The 269-nt window shown below is 55.4% G+C and carries 1 protein-coding gene; it reads left to right on the top strand.

Going from position 1 to position 269, the window contains the following annotated elements; genetic code table 11:
- Positions 1 to 269: transposase (locus ABS769_RS22775; protein WP_350498302.1), on the top strand; the 269-nt coding region annotated here is incomplete at both ends.

The raw sequence follows: 269 nt of genomic DNA, 5'->3' as shown, positions 1-269 counted from the left end.
CAGTGGAGCGGCCGATTCATTTGTTGATGGACCGTGCTTACGAAGGCAACGAAACCCGCCAGTTAGCACTCGATCTTGGCTTCGTGCCGGTGGTCCCGCCGAAATCCAATCGGGTCGAGCCTTGGGAATACAACCGGCAGATGTACAAGCGGCGCAACGAAGTGGAGAGACTGTTCCGTCGCTTGAAAGGCTACCGCCGGATTTTCTCGCGCTTCGACAAGCTGGATGTCATGTTCCTTGGATTCCTCAGCTTCGTCCTAGTCGTTGAT

Source organism: Xanthomonas hortorum (assembly GCF_040279205.1).
Classification (GTDB): domain Bacteria; phylum Pseudomonadota; class Gammaproteobacteria; order Xanthomonadales; family Xanthomonadaceae; genus Xanthomonas; species Xanthomonas hortorum_F.
The sequence above is the reverse complement of the archived record's forward strand: the minus strand, read 5'-3'. Positions and strand labels throughout refer to the sequence as shown.